This is a genomic window from Streptomyces sp. ITFR-6 (assembly GCF_031844725.1).
Lineage (GTDB): Bacteria > Actinomycetota > Actinomycetes > Streptomycetales > Streptomycetaceae > Streptomyces.
Map to the genome: position 1 here is coordinate 7053014 of NZ_CP134612.1, position 15638 is coordinate 7068651.

Here is a 15638-nt window from a genome sequence, read left to right on the forward strand (position 1 = left end):
AGAATGCTCCCGATGTCGAAGGGCTCTGCCGACAGAGTCCTTCGCCAGTAACAGGGCAATGCTGGATGGTCTCCAGGCGTACTGCCGGGAGTGCTCTGCCGAGTACTACCGGCAGCGCCAGGAGGCCAGGGGCAAGTCCGTTCGAGTCCAGGTGCCGGTCCCGCGGGGGTATAAGCGCTGCCCGCAGTGCGGTGAGGTGAAGCCGCACGACCAGTGGGAACGGAACAGGGCGTCCTCCGATGGCTGGGCGAGCTACTGTCGTCCGTGCCGCGCGGAGCGCAATCGCGTCGCCTATTTCCAGCGCAAGTACGGTCTGAGTCCGGCGGAGTTGGACGAGTTGATCGCATCTCAGCAGGGCGTGTGCTGTATCTGTCTGGCCGCTCCGGCGGAACATGTGGATCACTGTCATGAGACGGGTAGGGTCCGTGGCGTACTTTGCTTCAGCTGCAACGCAGCCCTGGGGCAGCTCAAGGACCGGCCGGATGCCATAAGGCGTGCAGCCGCATACGTGGAGGGAAACGCGTGGAAGCCAACACTCGTAGCACCGGGCGTCTACCAGCTGCCTTCCTGACGCCGGGATCGTCCTCCTTCATGGACTTCCTGACCGACCAGTCGCCCGCGATGCTGCCGGGCAACCGGCAGCTGCCGCCCATGAAGGGGGCCATCGAGGCCCCGCACGGGACGACGATCGTCGCGGCCTCGTTCCCCGGCGGCGTGGTGCTGGCCGGTGACCGGCGGGCGACCATGGGCAGCATGATCGCGCAGCGCGACATCCAGAAGGTGTTCCCGGCCGACGAGTACTCGGCGGTGGGTATCGCCGGTACGGCCGGGCTGGCCGTGGAGATGGTCAAGCTCTTCCAGCTGGAGCTGGAGCACTTCGAGAAGGTCGAGGGTGCCCAGCTCTCACTGGAGGGCAAGGCGAACCGGCTCTCCACGATGATCCGGAGCAATCTGGCGATGGCCATGCAGGGGCTCGCCGTGGTGCCGCTCTTCGCCGGCTACGACGTCGACCGCGAGCGGGGCCGGATCTTCTCGTACGACGTCACCGGAGGCCGCTCCGAGGAGCAGGGCTACGCCTCCACGGGCTCCGGGTCGATCTTCGCCCGCACCTCCATGAAGAAGCTCTACCGCGAGGACCTGACGCAGGAGCAGACGCTCACTCTGGTCGTGCAGGCGCTGTACGACGCGGCGGACGACGACTCGGCGACCGGTGGCCCCGATGTCGCCCGGCGCATCTATCCGATCATCACCGTCATCACCGACGAGGGTTTCCGGAAGCTGACCGAGACGGAATCCGCCGACATCGCCCGCTCGGTTCTGGAACGAAGGCTGGAGCAGCCCGACGGCCCGCGCGCCGAGCTGCTCTGACCCCCCGTTCCCAGGCTTCTTCGATGCTCTTGTCACTGACAGAAAGGGACGGATAGCCGGTGTCGACGCCGTTCTATGTCTCACCTCAGCAGGCCATGGCCGACCGGGCGGAATACGCCCGGAAGGGCATCGCCCGTGGTCGCAGCCTGGTTGTGCTGCAGTACACCGACGGCATTGTGTTCGTCGGCGAGAACCCGTCCCGTGCGCTGCACAAGTTCAGCGAGATCTATGACCGGATCGGTTTCGCCGCCGCCGGTAAGTACAACGAGTACGAGAATCTCCGCATCGGCGGTGTCCGCTATGCCGATCTGCGCGGATATACCTATGACCGTGACGATGTGACGGCCCGTGGACTGGCGAATGTCTACGCGCAGACGCTCGGCACCATCTTCTCCAGTGCGGCCGAGAAGCCGTACGAGGTGGAGCTGGTCGTCGCCGAGGTGGGCGCGGCGGCGGACGGTGACCAGATCTACCGGCTGCCGCACGACGGCTCGATCGTGGACGAGCACGGCTCGGTCGCCGTCGGTGGCAACGCGGAGCAGATCAGTACCTTCCTGGACCAGCGGCACCGTGACGGGATGTCACTGGCGGAGGCGCTGAAGCTGGCGGTGCAGGCGCTGTCCCGCGACCCCAACGGCAGTGAGCGGGAGATCCCCGCCGACCGGCTGGAGGTCGCGGTCCTGGACCGTACGAGGCCGCAGCAGCGCAAGTTCAAGCGGATCGTCGGCCGGCAGCTGGCGCGGCTGCTGGAGGCCGACGGTGCCGGCTCGACGCCGACGGACGCCCCCTCGGACACGGAGGACGGCGACGACGCCACCACGGCGACGGCCACCGGCAAGTCGAGCGGCAAGTCCACCGGCAAGAAGGCCGTGACCGACTCCGGCGACTCCACCGATTCCGGTGGGGACGTGGAGTAGCCCGTTCCGCCCGTATGACAGAGCCCCGGTCCGCCTTCCCGGAGGGCCGGGGCTCTGTCATACGGGCCGGTCCGTGGGCGGGGGAGCGGACGAGCCGCGGACGACCAGGTGGACCGGCAGGCTGCCGGTCTCGGCCGGGCGGCCGTCCAGAACGGCCAGCAGGGCGCTCATGCCGCGCTCACCGACCTGTTCGGCGGGCAGCCGCACCGTGGTGAGTTCGGGCTCCACGGCCGTGGCCAGGGCCAGATCGTCGAAGCCGGTCACGGAGAGGTCGTCCGGTACCCGCAGCCCGAGTCGGCGTGCCGCCTTGCAGGCGCCCGCGGCCAGGATGTCGTCGTCGCAGATGATGGCGGTGGGCCGGGGGCCGGGCAGGGCCAGCGCGCGTTCCGCGGCCGCGTGGCCGGCCCGTACGTCCAGCGCGGCCGGCACGGTGCGTACGTCGGTGCCGGGCACGCCGCGCAGGGCGTCCCGGACGGCTTCGGCGCGGACCGCGAACGTCCAGGTGTCGACGGCCGAGGCGAGGTGGACGAAGCGGCGGTGGCCAAGGGCGAGCAGATGCTCCGTCACCTGACGCATGCCGTCAGCGACATCGAGGTTGACGCGGGCCGCCGGGCCCGGGGCCGAGGGGTCGCTGTCGAGCATGACCAGCGGCAGGTCGGCCCCGTGCAGGGCGCTCAGCGCGTCGGCGGCCATCGATGAGGCGATGACCCCGTCGAGCGCGGCGCGGGCCGAGGCGAAGGGGTCCCGGGCCGGGCCGGTGCCGTCGGGCGAGGGGTACAGGACGACGCCGAAGCCGTGTTCCGCGGCGACGGCGGCGGCCCCGGTGTACACCCGGGCGAAGAACTCGTTGGTGAGGGCCGGCACGACGAGCAGGGCGGTCCTGGTGTGGCCCAGGCGCAGATTCCGGGCGGCGAGATTCGGCCGGTACCCGAGCTCGTGGGCGGCCTCCCGCACCCGGTCCGCGGTGGCGGAGGAGACCCGGCCGCGCCATTTGCCGCCGAGGACCAGGGAGACGGTGGCCTGCGAGACGCCGACGGCCCGCGCCACGTCACGGCTGGTGGGCCGGGAGGGGGCGGGCTGTGCTGGGCTGGTCACTCGGGCCTCCGGGCCGGTCGGCGCAGGCGCCGTGAGGTGGACCAGCGCACTGGTCACATGGTACGTATGAACCAGGAAGTTATACGTAAAACCTAGGGTGGCCGCAAGGCGTCCCGGGGAGAGGGGCGGGACATGGCCGCGGGATATCTGGACATCCTCCGGGCGCGGCATGCCGCCCGGCTGCTGACCGGCACCCTCGTGGGGCGGCTGCCGAACGGCACCGCCCCCATCGCGATCGTCCTGTTCACCCGTGCGGAGGGTGGCGGCTACGGCCTCGCAGGCGCGCTCGCCGCCGTGTACGGACTGGGCACCGCCGTCGGACAGCCGCTGCTGGGCCGCGCCGTGGACCTGTACGGCCAGCCGCGCGTCCAACTGCCCGCCGCCGTCCTGTCCGCCATCGGAATGACCCTGCTCGCCGTGGTGGGCCTCGGTCCGCTGCCGCTCGCCTACGGGGCCGTCGCCCTTGCGGGCGTGACCACCCCTCCTCTGGAGGGCGGCCTGCGCGCCCTGTGGCCGAGCGTCCTCGGCAGTGAGGACCGGGTGCACCGGGCGTACGCCATGGACGCGGTCGCGCAGGAGGTCATGTTCACGGTGGGGCCGCTGCTGGTGACCCTGCTGGTCTCCCTCTGGTCGCCCGCAGCCGCACTCCTCGTGATCAACGCGATAGGGGTCCTGGGGGCGCTGTCCGTCGTCCTGTCCGAGCCGTCCAGGACCTGGCGCTCCGCGCCGCGCGAGGCGCACTGGCTCGGCGCGCTCCGTTCGCCGGGGCTGCTGGCGCTGCTCGGCTCGTTCTTCTTCGTCGGTCTGGCGCTGGGCTCCATCACGGTGGCGGGCGTCGCCTATGCCGACGACCAGGGCCAGGAGTCCGTCTACGGCTGGCTGATGGCCGCCCTGGGGCTCGGCGCGCTGATCGGCGGCGCGGCGTACGGCGCGCGGCAGTGGTCGGGGCCGCCCGAGCGCCGGCTGCGGGTGATCGTGGCGCTGCTCGCGCTGGGCTACCTGCCGCTGACGCTGACCCCTGGTGTGGTGGCGATGACCGTGCTGGCCGGGGTCGCGGGAGTGTTCCTGGCGCCCGCGATCGCCTGCTCGTTCATCGTCGTCGACCGGCACGCTCCGAGGGGCACGGTGACGGAGGCCTTTTCGTGGCTGGTGACGACCTTCGGGGTGGGCGCGGCGGCCGGGACGGCGGTGGCGGGACCGGCCGTGGAACTGGGCGGGACGGCGTGGAGCTTCGCGGTGGCGGGGGCCGGTGGAGTGGCGGCGCTGCTGGTTCTGCTGGCCACCGGAAGGGTGCTCGCAGCTCCCGGGCGTAGTGCTGTCGCGGTGCGAGGATCGGAAAATGATCGAAACGGTGCCGTCGAACCCGGTTTCAGCTCGGGCCATCAGGCGTAATGTTCAGTCATGGACCGCCGCATTTTCGGGCTGGAGAACGAGTACGGCGTCACGTGCACGTTCAGGGGACAGCGCCGACTGTCTCCTGATGAAGTGGCGCGCTACCTCTTCCGCCGTGTTGTGTCATGGGGCCGCAGCAGCAATGTCTTTCTGCGGAACGGCGCCCGCCTCTACCTCGACGTGGGATCGCATCCGGAATATGCAACCCCCGAATGCGACAACCTGACCGAGTTGGTCACTCACGACAAGGCCGGCGAGCGCATTCTCGAAGGCCTGCTTGTCGACGCCGAACGCCGTCTGCACGAGGAGGGAATCGCGGGCGACGTCTATCTCTTCAAGAACAACACCGATTCGGCCGGAAACTCCTACGGATGCCATGAGAACTACCTCGTGGCCCGGCACGGAGAATTCTCCCGGCTGGCGGACATCCTCATTCCCTTCCTCGTCACGAGGCAGCTGATCTGCGGCGCCGGCAAGGTGCTGCAGACCCCGCGGGGCGCCGTCTACTGCGTCAGCCAGCGTGCCGAGCACATCTGGGAGGGCGTCAGCTCCGCGACGACACGCTCCCGTCCGATCATCAACACCCGGGACGAACCGCACGCGGACGCGGAGCGGTACCGCCGTCTCCACGTCATCGTCGGTGACTCCAACATGTCCGAGACGACCATGCTGCTCAAGGTCGGCGCCACCGATCTGGTGCTCCGCATGATCGAGGCGGGCACGGTGATGCGGGATCTGACGCTGGAGAACCCCATCCGGGCGATCCGGGAGGTCAGTCACGACATCACGGGACAGCGCAAGGTGCGCCTGGCCAGCGGCCGCGAGGCATCCGCCATCGAGGTGCAGCGCGAGTACTACGAGAAGGCCGTGGACTTCGTCGACCGCCGAGGCATCCGCACGGGCAACGTCGAGAAGGTCCTCGAACTGTGGGGCCGCACGCTGGACGCGATCGAGGCCGAGGACCTCGACCGGATCGATACCGAGATCGACTGGGTCATGAAGTACAAGCTCATCGAGCGGTACCGGGGCAAGCACAACATGACCATGTCGAATCCGCGGGTCGCCCAGATAGACCTCGCCTACCACGACATCCATCGCCGCCGAGGTCTGTACTACCTGCTGGAGCGCAAGGGGCAGGCCGCCCGCATCTGCAACGACCTGAAGATCTTCGAGGGCAAGTCGGTGCCCCCGCAGACCACCAGGGCCCGGCTGCGCGGCGACTTCATCCGGCGGGCCCAGGAGCAGCGCCGGGACTTCACCGTCGACTGGGTCCACCTCAAGCTCAACGACCAGGCGCAGCGCACGGTGTTGTGCAAGGACCCGTTCCGTTCCGTGGACGACCGAGTGGAGAAGCTGATCGCGGGTATGTGAGCCGGCGCAGGACGCGCCTCGGCCCTCGTGCGACTCGGGCCCCGTACGTTCCTCGTACGGGGCCCTGCGCACGCCCTAGAGTGTCCGGGACCCCCTACACATGTGTCGTCTGAGATCTGAGGAACCAGTGCGCCGACTTGCCGGCCTTCTAGTCGTCCCCCTGCTGCTGCTGTCAGCCGCCTGCGGTAGCGACGACAAGGGCTCCGACTCCGCTTCCGCCTCCGCGTCCGCCCCCTCCAAGAGCGGATTCCCCGCCATCACCGCGGGCGCGAAGTTCGGCGAGAAGCCCACCCTGGCCAAGGGCTCGGGAACACCGCCCAAGGAGCTCAAGACCAACGTTGTCAGTGAGGGCGACGGCGCGAAGCTGAAGAACGGCGACGCGATCCAGGTCAACTACCTCGGGCAGGCCTGGGACTCCACCAAGCCGTTCGACAACAGCTACGACCGCAAGCAGCCGTTCGACCTGACGCTCGGCGCGGGCATGGTCATCCAGGGCTGGGACAAGGGCCTCGTCGGCCAGAAGGTCGGCAGCAGGGTCGAGCTGGTCATCCCGCCGGACCTCGGTTACGGCGAGAACGGCCAGGGCGACATCAAGGCGAACGCCACCCTCGTCTTCGTCGTCGACATCCTGAAGGCGAAGCAGATCCCCGCGTCCGCCAAGGGCAGCGAGGTCGCCCAGGACAACGTCGACCTGCCGAAGGTGGGCACCGACACGGACGGCAAGGCGCCGAGCGTCAAGATTCCCAGCAAGTCCACCCCGCCCAAGAAGCTGGTCTCCAACTACGTCCTGGAGTCCAAGGGCGAGGTCGTCAAGGGGACCGACAGCGTCGTCGTGAACTACGTGGGGCTGCTGTGGAAGGACGGAAAGACGTTCGACAGCACCTACGCGACGGGCAAGACGCAGACCTTCCCGCTGGCCCAGGTGACCCTCAAGGGGCTCAAGAACGGCCTGATCGGGAAGAAGATCGGCAGCCGCGTGCTGCTCGTCGTCCCGCCGGACCAGGCCTTCGGCAGCAAGGCGCAGCAGTCCATCCCGGCGAACTCGACGCTGGTCTTCGCCGTGGACATCCTGGCGAAGATGTAAGACTGTCCCGGTTGCCCAGTTCATCTTTTAGAGGAGCAAAGTCAGTGAGCATCGAGAAGCCCGAGGTCGACTTCCCGGGTGGCGAGCCGCCGGCCGACCTGGAGATCAAGGACATCTGGGAAGGCGACGGCCCGGTGGCCCAGGCCGGCCAGACCGTCTCCGTCCACTACGTGGGCGTGGCCTTCTCCACCGGCGAGGAGTTCGACGCCTCCTGGAACCGTGGCACTCCGCTCCAGTTCCAGCTCGGCGGCGGTCAGGTCATCAAGGGCTGGGACCAGGGCGTGCAGGGCATGAAGGTCGGCGGCCGTCGCCAGCTGACCATCCCCGCGCACCTCGCGTACGGTGACCGCGGCGCCGGCGGCGGCGCCATCGCCCCGGGCGAGACGCTGATCTTCGTCTGCGACCTGGTCGCTGTCTGATCCGCACCTGTGTGTGATGCGAGGGCCCGTGCCGCAAGGCACGGGCCCTCGCTTTCTTCCGGAGCCCCCGGAGCGGTACGGTCGAGGGTCGTAGCGCAAAACAGAGAGGGCGTCGATGGCGATTGCCAAGGCCGAGCGGCTGATGAACCTGGCACTGTGTCTGCTGGGGACCCGGCGCCCGCTCAGCAAGCGCGAGCTGCGCGGTTCCATCGAGGCCTACCTGGAAGCGGGCTCCGACGACGCCTTCAACCGGATGTTCGAGCGCGACAAGGACGATCTGCGGGAGCTCGGTCTGGTCATCGAGACCGTGGAGAACCTGGACGGCGACACCGGCTATCTCGCCCGTCGCGACAGCAACCGGCTGCCCCCGATCACGCTGGACGCCGAGGAGGCCGCCGCGCTCGGGCTGGCCGCCAAGGTCTGGCAGCAGGCCCGGCTGGCCGGTGCGGCCAGCGGCGCCCTGCAGAAGCTGCGGGCCGCCGGCATGCCGGAGGCCGAGGACGCGTACGAGGTGCACAGTGCCCTCGAACCCCGTATCCCGGTGCACGAGGCCGCGTTCGAACCGCTGATGCTGGCCTGCCGGGACCGCCGCGCCGTGACCTTCGACTACCGCAAGGCCAATGCCGCCCGCCCCGAGCAGCGCCAGGTCGAGCCCTGGACGCTGGAGTGCTGGCGCGGGCACTGGTATCTGGCCGGCTGGGACCGGGGCAGGGGCGCCGAGCGGGTGTTCCGGCTCTCCCGGATCGCCGGCAAGGTGCGCTCCAGGGCCGGCGCGTTCACCGCGCAGGTGCCCGACGTCGTCACCGTCCGCGAGACCGTCGAGAGCTGGGCGGGGGAGACGGCTACCCGTACCGCGCTGATCAGGCTGCGGACGGGTTCCGGCTACCCGCTGCGGGCACGCGCGATATCGGTCCGGGAACTCGGTGACGGGTGGGAGGAGTTGGAGATCCCGTACGGACACGGTCTGGACGCCTGGCTCGTCGAGTTCGGTCCGGACGTGGTCGTGAGGGAACCCGCGGATCTGCGGGCCGATGTGGTGGACCGGCTGCGCGCCGTGGCCAAGGACTGAGGGGGACCCGTACTCATGGCCACGAACGCCATCGACCAGACCCGCCGGATGCTCTCGCTGGTGACGTATCTGCGTGAGCGCCCCGGCGCCCACGTCCAGGACGTCGCACGGGCCTTCGGGATCACCGAGGACGAGCTCATCTCCGACCTCGACGTCCTGCCCATGTGCGGGACGAGCTTCCGCGGCGGCGATCTGCTGGACATCGACACCGACGGCGACCGGATCTGGTGGCACAACCCGGACGATGTCGCGGAGCCGCTCCGGCTCGCCGCCGACGAGGCGACGGCCCTGCTGGTCGCCGCCCGCGCCGTCGCGACGCTGCCCGGACTGCGGGAGAGCGACCGGCAGGCGCTGTTGCGCGCCACCGCCAAGCTGGAGGCCGCGGCCGGTGAGGTGGGGGCGGCCAGCTCCCGGCTCTCGGTCACCTTCGAGTCGGAGGGCGGCGTCTTCGCGGATGTGGACCGGGCGATCTCCGAGCGGCGCCGGCTCTGGCTGCGCTACTACTCGCCCGCCCGCGACGAGCTCACCGAGCGCGAGGTGGACCCGATCCGGCTGTTCGCCGTCGGGCACACCTATATGGAGGCCTGGTGCCGGTCCTCGGAGGACCGGCGCACCTTCCGCCTCGACCGGGTCGCCGAGATCCGGTTGCTCGACGAGCCGGCCGCGCCCCCCGAGCTGGAGCTGCGGGACCTGTCGGAGGGGCTGGTCCAGCCCGCCGCAGAGGATCCGGAGGTCGTCGTGGAGGTGGGTCCCGGCGGACGCTGGGTCGCGGAGTACTACCCGCACGACAGCGCCCACGAGCTGCCCGACGGCGGCATGCGGATCACCCTGCGGACGCCTGATCCGGCCTCGCTGCGCCGCCTGGCGCTCCGGCTCGGCCGGGAGGGGCGGATCGTCTCACCACCGGAGCTGGCGGAGAGCGCGCGGCGGGCGGCGCGGGCGGCACTCACCGCCTACGACGGCCCGGCCTGAGGGGCCGGCGGAGGAGACATGAGCAACCTGTCCGTGGTGTCGGATGTTTCATCCGTTCCGACCGTCGTCGTTCCCGAGTCCGTACGGTTCAGGGCCGCCTGCCCGGACTGCCGCGCACGGTTCGAGCTGACGGCGGGCGCCATCCGGCTCGCGATCGGTGCCACCAGCCGGACGACGTTCTACTCCTTCACCTGCCCCGAGTGCGACGCGGCGGTCCGCAGGACCGCGGGGGAGCGGATAGTGGAGCTGCTCACCGACGGCGGCGTACGGACACTGCGCCTGCACACCGGCCGGTAGAAGACGGACGCCGGCGGGCTCCCCTCAGACAGATCACATCGGTCCCTCCGGACCCGGACACGAGAAACATCGAGGCTCTGCGGATGTTCTGGCCCATGCTCGCCATCGCCCTGGGGTTCCTCGGCATCGCCGTCCTGGGCGTGCTGGCCATCAGGGTGTTCATCGAGGCCCAGCGCCTCGGTCACCAGGTGACGCGTACCACGGAGCGGATCAACCGGGCCGCGGAGGATCTGGAGCGAGCGGCCACCGATCTCGCGGCCACGGGTGAAACCCTGAGGTAGGCGGCCTGTTCGATCAGGGCGGGCGCGGCCTCCTGTTTCTCAGTTCCGGGGGGTACGCTGCTGGTGGCGGCCTGGGCAGGGAGGTGCTGGCCGCTGGCCAAAGTATGCACGGGCATTGCCTCGCGTTTACTCCTGCGGGTTACGATCGCTCCCAGCGAATAGGTCGGACGAGTGTCCGAACCAAGGGAAGTCCGACCCAAGGGCAGCGAGCCCACCTCCAGCCGTCTCAGCGAGAAGGAAGCACATCATGGGCAATCTGAAGCCTCTAGAGATCGTTCTGATCATTGCTGTCGTTCTCCTGTTGTTCGGTGCCAAGAAGCTTCCTGACATGGCCCGTTCGCTCGGCAAGTCGGCCCGCATCCTCAAGAGCGAGGCCAAGGCCATGAAGAAGGACGACGAGCCGGCGACCACCGCGGACGCGGCCGCCGCGGACCAGGCGGCCCAGCAGCCCGCCGCCGCGCGCACCATCCAGGCCTCCCCCGGCGATGTGACGAGCTCCCGCCCCGTGAGTGAAGCGAAGCCCACCACCCAGAGCTGACAGCTGACGAATCCCCCGCAGCTGCCGCACGAGACGAGGGAAGTGGGTTGCTCAAGTCTGCCCGCAAGCAGGAGAAGGACGGCGAGGGGCGGATGCCTCTCGCTGATCACCTGCGTGAGTTGCGTAACCGACTGCTGATCGCGGTCCTGGCGGTCATCGTCATCACCTCGGTCACGGCCTTTTTCTACAAGGACCTGATCGACTTCCTGATCCGTCCGATCCTGGAGTCGGTCGGCTGCACCAACGGCAGGAAGGTCCAGGAGAACGGCCACCCGTGCGCCGAGATGACGGTGAACGGTCTGGTCGCGCCGTTCTCCATCGCGCTCAAGGTCTCCCTCATGGCGGGCGTGGTGCTCTCCACTCCCGTCTGGCTCTACCAGCTCTGGGCGTTCCTCGCACCGGGTCTGCACAAGCACGAGAAGAAGTACGCGCTGAGCTTCGTCGGCGCGGGTGTGCCGCTGTTCCTGGTGGGCGCCGCGCTCGCCTACAAGCTGATGCCGCAGACGGCCGCGGTCCTGCTCGAATTCACCCCGGACAACACGACGAACCTGCTGCCCGTCGACGACTACCTCAACATCGTCACGCGCATGGTGGTCGTCTTCGGTCTCGCCTTCGAGCTCCCGCTCCTGCTCGTCCTGCTGAACTTCACCGGGGTGCTCACGGCCAAGCGGCTCGCGGGCTGGTGGCGCGGCATGGTCATGGGCATCACGATCTTCGCCGCGGTCGCCACGCCCACGGGTGACCCGCTGACGATGATCACGCTGGCGGCTCCGATCGTGCTGCTCTACTTCCTGGCACTCGGCATCTGCCTGGCCAACGACCGGCGCAGGCGGCGGAACAACCCCGACACCGAGCTGGACGACGACGAGGCGTCGGATCTGGACCTCACCCCCGAGGACATCGGTGACATGGAGAATGTCTCGGCGTCGCGGCCCTCCTTGCCCGAACAGGCCGACGGGGAACGGGACGGCGGACGATCGCCCCGGTCGAACGGTTACGACGACATCACCTGACCTTGTAGGGTCCCCCGGGTGACCAGCGAGATCACCCTCTTCGTCAATCCCACCGCAGGACGCGGCCGGGGCGCGCACGCCGCGCAGCCGGCCGCTTCCGCGTTGCGGGACGCCGGATTCTCCGTCCGTACGGTCCTCGGTGAGGATGCCGACGACGCGTTGCGGCGGGCCCGGGACGCCGTGGCCGGGGGGACCGGCGCGCTCGTGGCCGTCGGCGGGGACGGGATGATGTCGCTCGCCCTGCAGGCCGTCGCCGGCACCCGGACGCCGCTCGGTGTCGTGGCCGTCGGCACCGGCAACGACTTCGCCCGCGCCCTCGGCCTGCCGGTACGGGATCCGGCCGCGGCCGGCCGGCTGGCGGCGGAGGCGCTCAAGGGAAGCCTCGTCCGCGAGATCGACCTCGGCCGGGCCGGGGACCGGTGGTTCGGGTCCGTGCTCGCCTCCGGCTTCGACTCCCGGGTCAACGACCGGGGCAACCGGATGCGCTGGCCGGGCGGACGGTTCAAGTACGACCTGGCGGTCCTCGCCGAACTCGCCGCGTTCCGGCCCATCGCCTACCGCGTCGGCCTCGACGGCGGCCCGGTCCAGGAGATCGCGGCGACCCTGATAGCCGTCGGCAACGGATCGACGTACGGCGGCGGCATGCGGATCTGCGCGGACGCCGTCATGGACGACGGGCTGTTCGACGTGACCGTGGTCGGCGACTGCAGCCGCGCCACGCTGCTCAAGGTGTTTCCCAAGGTCTACAAGGGCACCCATCTCGGCCACCCGGTCGTCACCGTGCACCGGGTCTCCTCGATCGCGCTCGAAGCCGTCGGCGTCACCGCGTACGCGGACGGTGAACCGCTCGGCGCGCTGCCACTGGCCGCGACCTGCGTCAGGGGCGCCGTCAGAGTGCTCGGGGCGGGTTCTGCCACGGTGAATTAAAGATCGCGTCACTGTCGGACCCGGCGGGTAGGCTCGTGGACAAGATGACAGAGGACCTCTCACCAGCTGAGCGATACCAGGCTTCCCGGATCCGAGCCGCCGAGCAGGCGACCGCGCTCGGGCCGTTCCGCGAGATGTACGAATTCGATCTGGACCCCTATCAGATCGAGGCCTGTACGGCGCTGGAGACCGGCAAGGGCGTCCTCGTCGCGGCGCCGACGGGCTCGGGCAAGACGATCGTCGGCGAGTTCGCCGTGCACCTCGCCCTGGAGCAGGGCCGCAAGTGCTTCTACACCACACCCATCAAGGCCCTGTCCAACCAGAAGTTCGCCGACCTCGTCAAGCGCTACGGCGCGGACAAGGTGGGCCTGCTCACCGGCGACAACAGCGTCAACGCCGATGCCCCGGTGGTCGTCATGACCACAGAGGTGCTGCGGAACATGCTGTACGCGGGATCCCAGGCGCTGAGCGGGCTCGGCTATGTGGTGATGGACGAGGTGCACTACCTCTCCGACCGCTTCCGCGGCGCGGTGTGGGAGGAAGTGATCATCCACCTCCCCGAATCCGTGACGCTGGTGTCACTGTCGGCGACCGTGTCCAACGCCGAGGAGTTCGGTGACTGGCTGGACACCGTCCGCGGCGACACCGCCGTGATCGTCTCCGAGCACCGTCCCGTACCGCTCTGGCAGCACGTGCTGGCCGGGCGCCGGATGTACGACCTCTTCGAGGAGGAGAGCGACCACGGCGGCCGTGGCGTCGGCCGCCGTGAGGTCAACCCCGACCTCGTCCGGCTCGCCCGCATGGAGAACCAGCGCGGATACAACCCGCGCGAGCGCCGGCGCGGAAAGATGGTGCGCGAGGCGGACCGCGAGCGTGAGCGGCGCCAGCGCAGCCGGATCTGGACCCCGTCGAGGCCAGAGGTCATCGACCGGCTGGACGCGGAGGGGCTGCTGCCCGCCATCACGTTCATCTTCAGCAGGGCGGGCTGCGAGGCCTCCGTGCAGCAGTGCCTGCAGGCCGGACTCCGGCTCAACAACGAGGACAAGCGCCGGCTCGTACGGGAGATCGTCGAGGCCCGCACGGCGTCCATCCCGGCGGAGGACCTCCATGTCCTCGGCTACTACGAATGGCTCGAAGGCCTGGAGCGGGGCATCGCCGCGCACCACGCGGGGATGCTGCCGACCTTCAAGGAGGTCGTCGAGGAGCTCTTCGTGCGCGGGCTCGTCAAGGCGGTCTTCGCGACCGAGACGCTGGCCCTCGGCATCAACATGCCCGCACGCTCCGTGGTCCTGGAGAAGCTCGTCAAGTGGAACGGCGAGCAGCACGCCGACATCACCCCCGGCGAGTACACCCAGCTGACCGGCCGGGCCGGACGGCGCGGGATCGACGTCGAGGGTCACGCGGTGGTGCTCTGGCAGCGTGGCATGGACCCCGGAGCGCTCGCCGGACTCGCGGGCACGCGTACGTATCCGCTGCGCTCCAGCTTCCGGCCGTCCTACAACATGGCCGTCAATCTGGTGCAGCAGTTCGGCAGGCACCGCTCGCGCGAACTGCTGGAGACCTCGTTCGCACAGTTCCAGGCGGACCGGTCGGTGGTCGGGATCTCCCGCCAGGTCCAGAAGAACGAGGAGGGACTGGAGGGCTACAAGGAGGGAATGACCTGCCACCTCGGTGACTTCGAGGAGTACGCGCGGCTCCGCCGCGACCTCAAGGACCGGGAGACGGAGCTCGCCAAGCACGGCGCGTCGCAGCGGCGGGCAGCCGCCGCGGCCTCCCTGGAGAAGCTCAAGCCCGGCGATGTCATCCATGTCCCGACCGGGAAGTTCGCCGGACTGGCACTCGTCCTGGACCCCGGACTGCCCGCAGGCCGGACCAACGGGCACGGCCACCGCGGCATGGAGTACCACGACGGTCCGCGACCCCTGGTGCTGACGGCCGAACGGCAGGTCAAGCGGCTCGCCTCGATCGACTTCCCGGTGCCGGTGGAGGCGCTGGAGCGGATGCGCGTCCCGAAGTCGTTCAACGCGCGCTCACCGCAGTCGCGCCGCGATCTGGCCTCCGCGCTGCGCACCAAGGCCGGGCACATCGTGCCGGAGCGGCACCGCAAGCAGCGCTCCGGCGCCGCCGACGACCGCGAGATCGCCCGCTACCGGGCCGAGTTGCGCGCGCACCCCTGCCACGGCTGCGACGAGCGCGAGGACCACGCGCGGTGGGCCGAGCGCTACCACCGGCTGCAGCGGGACACCCAGCAGCTGGAGCGCCGCATCGAGGGGCGCACCAACACCATCGCCCGCACCTTCGACCGGATCGTCGCGCTGCTGACCGAGCTCGACTACCTGCGCGGCAGTGAGGTCACCGAGCACGGCAAGCGGCTCGCCCGCCTCTACGGCGAGCTGGACCTGCTGGCGAGCGAGTGCCTGCGCGCCGGTGTGTGGGAGGGGCTCAACCCCGCCGAACTCGCCGCGTGCGTCTCGGCGCTGGTGTACGAGGCCCGGCAGTCCGACGACGCGGTGGCGCCCAAGCTGCCGTCCGGACCGGCGAAGACGGCGATGGGCGAGATGGTCCGGATCTGGGGGCGGCTCGATGCCCTGGAGGAAGACTTCAAGATCAACCAGGCGGAGGGGGTCGGACAGCGCGAACCCGATCTCGGCTTCGCCTGGGCGGTCTACATGTGGGCGTCCGGCCGGACGCTGGACGAGGTGCTGCGTGAGGCGGAGATGCCCGCGGGCGACTTCGTGCGCTGGTGCAAGCAGGTGATCGATGTGCTGGGGCAGGTGGCCGCCGCGGCGCCGCGCGAGGGGAGTTCGGTGGGGCGCAACGCACGGAAGGCCGTTGACGAGGTGCTGCGGGGAGTAGTGGCCTACAGCTCGGTGGGGTGAGCCGGCGGGGGCCGGT

At 69.7% G+C, this 15638-nt stretch carries 16 protein-coding genes; 15 read left to right on the plus strand and 1 reads right to left on the minus strand.

Going from position 1 to position 15638, the window contains the following annotated elements; genetic code table 11:
• Nucleotides 1–58: 58 nt before the first annotated feature.
• From RLT59_RS32090 to prcA, 3 genes are read left to right on the plus strand one after another with little or no spacing between them, the layout of a single operon-like run.
• A complete protein-coding gene (locus RLT59_RS32090) occupies nt 59–571 on the plus strand; it encodes an endonuclease domain-containing protein (RefSeq protein WP_311306645.1) in 513 nt (170 codons plus the stop codon).
• Nucleotides 523–1368, plus strand: a complete 846-nt coding sequence (prcB, locus tag RLT59_RS32095; RefSeq protein WP_311306646.1) for a proteasome subunit beta — start codon at nt 523–525, stop codon at nt 1366–1368. The genes RLT59_RS32090 and prcB overlap by 49 nt, the downstream gene beginning before the upstream one ends.
• A gap of 59 nt (nt 1369–1427) precedes the next feature.
• On the plus strand, nt 1428–2285 hold the full coding sequence (prcA, locus tag RLT59_RS32100) for a proteasome subunit alpha (RefSeq protein ID WP_311306647.1): 858 nt from the start codon (nt 1428–1430) through the stop codon (nt 2283–2285).
• Nucleotides 2286–2342: 57 nt separating this feature from the next.
• On the opposite strand, the gene RLT59_RS32105 is transcribed toward prcA, so the two are convergent.
• Entirely contained in the window at nt 2343–3380 is a 1038-nt protein-coding gene (locus RLT59_RS32105) for a LacI family DNA-binding transcriptional regulator (RefSeq protein WP_311306648.1), read from the minus strand.
• A 132-nt stretch (nt 3381–3512) separates the two neighbouring features.
• Between RLT59_RS32105 and RLT59_RS32110 the strand changes: the two genes are divergently transcribed.
• The 12 genes from RLT59_RS32110 (at nt 3513) to RLT59_RS32165 (ending at nt 15622) form a co-directional block, all read left to right on the plus strand.
• Nucleotides 3513–4772, plus strand: a complete 1260-nt coding sequence (locus RLT59_RS32110) for an MFS transporter (protein WP_311306649.1) — start codon at nt 3513–3515, stop codon at nt 4770–4772.
• Nucleotides 4773–4781: 9 nt separating this feature from the next.
• A complete protein-coding gene (gene pafA / locus RLT59_RS32115; protein ID WP_024493415.1) occupies nt 4782–6143 on the plus strand; it encodes a Pup--protein ligase in 1362 nt (453 codons plus the stop codon).
• A 127-nt stretch (nt 6144–6270) separates the two neighbouring features.
• Nucleotides 6271–7227: an FKBP-type peptidyl-prolyl cis-trans isomerase gene (locus RLT59_RS32120; RefSeq protein ID WP_311306650.1), complete on the plus strand. Its 957-nt coding sequence runs from the start codon at nt 6271–6273 to the stop codon at nt 7225–7227.
• A 44-nt stretch (nt 7228–7271) separates the two neighbouring features.
• Nucleotides 7272–7646, plus strand: coding sequence for an FKBP-type peptidyl-prolyl cis-trans isomerase (locus tag RLT59_RS32125; RefSeq protein WP_311306651.1), 375 nt, complete (start codon nt 7272–7274; stop codon nt 7644–7646).
• A 115-nt stretch (nt 7647–7761) separates the two neighbouring features.
• The gene (locus tag RLT59_RS32130; protein ID WP_311306652.1) at nt 7762–8715 is read left to right on the plus strand and encodes a helix-turn-helix transcriptional regulator; all 954 of its coding nucleotides are present in this window, start codon (nt 7762–7764) and stop codon (nt 8713–8715) included.
• Between the two features lie 15 nt (nt 8716–8730).
• Complete coding sequence (locus tag RLT59_RS32135; RefSeq protein WP_311306653.1) at nt 8731–9687, plus strand: helix-turn-helix transcriptional regulator; 957 nt, start codon at nt 8731–8733, stop codon at nt 9685–9687.
• An 18-nt stretch (nt 9688–9705) separates the two neighbouring features.
• The gene (locus tag RLT59_RS32140) at nt 9706–9984 is read left to right on the plus strand and encodes a hypothetical protein (RefSeq protein WP_311306654.1); all 279 of its coding nucleotides are present in this window, start codon (nt 9706–9708) and stop codon (nt 9982–9984) included.
• Nucleotides 9985–10067: 83 nt separating this feature from the next.
• Nucleotides 10068–10265 carry a hypothetical protein gene (locus RLT59_RS32145; protein WP_311306655.1) on the plus strand — a complete coding sequence of 66 codons (198 nt, stop codon included), beginning with the start codon at nt 10068–10070 and terminating at the stop codon, nt 10263–10265.
• Nucleotides 10266–10509: 244 nt separating this feature from the next.
• Complete coding sequence (tatA, locus tag RLT59_RS32150; RefSeq protein ID WP_311307930.1) at nt 10510–10803, plus strand: Sec-independent protein translocase subunit TatA; 294 nt, start codon at nt 10510–10512, stop codon at nt 10801–10803.
• Between the two features lie 47 nt (nt 10804–10850).
• Nucleotides 10851–11816: a twin-arginine translocase subunit TatC gene (tatC, locus tag RLT59_RS32155; RefSeq protein WP_311306656.1), complete on the plus strand. Its 966-nt coding sequence runs from the start codon at nt 10851–10853 to the stop codon at nt 11814–11816.
• A gap of 18 nt (nt 11817–11834) precedes the next feature.
• A complete protein-coding gene (locus RLT59_RS32160; protein ID WP_311306657.1) occupies nt 11835–12743 on the plus strand; it encodes a diacylglycerol kinase in 909 nt (302 codons plus the stop codon).
• A 44-nt stretch (nt 12744–12787) separates the two neighbouring features.
• Entirely contained in the window at nt 12788–15622 is a 2835-nt protein-coding gene (locus RLT59_RS32165) for a DEAD/DEAH box helicase (protein ID WP_311307931.1), read from the plus strand.
• The last annotated feature ends 16 nt before the right edge of the window (nt 15623–15638 follow it).